1 protein-coding gene and 1 pseudogene are annotated in these 1,536 nt (G+C 42.4%); one reads left to right on the top strand and one right to left on the bottom strand.

What is annotated here, in order from left to right; all coding sequences use genetic code 11:
- Window positions 1-95 (bottom strand): annotated as a pseudogene (locus tag EI164_RS16050) (IS200/IS605 family transposase); the annotation flags it as partial.
- A gap of 74 nt (window positions 96-169) precedes the next feature.
- Here EI164_RS16050 and EI164_RS16045 point away from each other — a divergent pair.
- On the top strand, window positions 170-1,477 hold the full coding sequence (locus EI164_RS16045) for an RNA-guided endonuclease InsQ/TnpB family protein (protein ID WP_192520979.1): 1,308 nt from the start codon (window positions 170-172) through the stop codon (window positions 1,475-1,477).
- Window positions 1,478-1,536: the final 59 nt, after the last annotated feature.

The raw sequence follows: 1,536 nt of genomic DNA, 5'->3' as shown, positions 1-1,536 counted from the left end.
AGCTCACCTAAGACCTTTTTTCGGTACTTGGTAATAAAAACCAAATGAACGTGGAGGTTAAAGGCGGCATGACGGTTTTTGTATATCTCACTCATTGTAATAAAAACTCTTAAGTGCTAGTATTATAAGTATATTACTAAATGCACACTCATTAATAAAGAAGGCATTTATGAAAATCAACAAAGCGTATAAATTTAGGCTTGAGCCTAATACGGAGCAGGAGATTGTTTTAAATAATCTTGTCGGCTCTGCACGTTTTGTTTGGAATCAAATGCTAGCGATCTCATTTGAAATGTTTGCTAAAGATGAGTTTATCAATGCCACCAACCTTGTTAATAAAATCATGGGTCTAAAGAGCAACCCTGATTTTGCATTCTTAAAAAGCAGCTCAAACGCGGTGTCTTTACAACAAAAAGTACGTGATCTGGCATCGGCTTGGTCGCGTTTCTTTGATCCTAAAGTACATGCCAGATTAAAAGAAAATAAAAAGAAACCTCGCAAACCCAAGTTCTTTAAACTGGCTGACGGCACAGAAATCCAGCTACGCCCGTTGATGCCAAGATTTAAGCGCAAATCAGATGGGCGCGACTCAATTCGCTTGGTTCAGTTTGATAAATACTGCCGTGTTGAGGGCAACCGAGTAAAACTGCCTAATGGCATTGGCCTGGTGAAGTTTAGGAAGTCGCAAGACATTATTGGTACAATTAAAAATGTCACCATCGGCAAGAAATCGGGGCACTGGTACGTGTCGTTTGGCACAGAGCGCGAACTGGCTGAGAACCCTCGCCACTCCTCTAAAAGCGCCATTGGCTTAGATATGGGTATCAGCAAACTACTCACCACCTCAGACGGTCAGTACATCAAACCTAAGAACAGCTTTAAAGCCAATCAAGTAAAACTGGCTAAATTACAGCGTCAATTAAGCAGGAAGGTTCTGTTTAGCCAAAACTGGAAAAAGCAGAACCGCAAGATTCAAAAGCTACACCATCATATCGCTAACATTCGCCATGACTACTTGCATAAAACCACCACCAGTATCAGCAAAAACCACGCCATGATTGCTTGTGAGGATTTAAAAGTCGCCAATATGTCGAAATCAGCCAGTGGTACGGTGGAGAATAAAGGTCGTAATGTCAAAGCCAAGTCAGGATTGAATAAATCAATCTTAGATCAAGGTTGGGGCATGATGGTCAATATGCTTGAGTACAAGCAGCAATGGCGCGGCGGCTTACTGATTAAAGTAAATCCACGATACACTAGCCAAACTTGCTCTAGGTGCCAGCATATCGCTAAGGAAAACAGACAAACTCAGTCTAAATTCGAGTGCGTCAAATGCAGGTATGTTGCGAACGCTGATTTTAATGCGGCTCGTAATATATTAGCGGCAGGACATGCCGTATTGTCTGCGGAGGGAGGATGCAGTAAAGGTCGCCCGTTGAAACAGAAAACAAGTGACCCTCGTGAGAAGGTCGCCTAAGAGCATTTGCTTTTAGAATCCCCCACTTGAGCTTTGCGAAAGTGGTGGGAGTATGTCAA

The sequence above is a fragment of the Psychrobacter sp. FME13 genome (assembly GCF_014861395.1).
Classification (GTDB): Bacteria; Pseudomonadota; Gammaproteobacteria; order Pseudomonadales; family Moraxellaceae; genus Psychrobacter.
Note: the sequence above shows the minus strand (reverse complement) of the source record. Positions and strands in the feature narration are given on the sequence as shown.

Bases quoted from the DNA above. Each gene is read 5' to 3' on its own strand.
- EI164_RS16045 (WP_192520979.1), top strand. From the start codon at position 170: ATGAAAATCAACAAAGCGTATAAATTTAGGCTTGAGCCTAATACGGAG.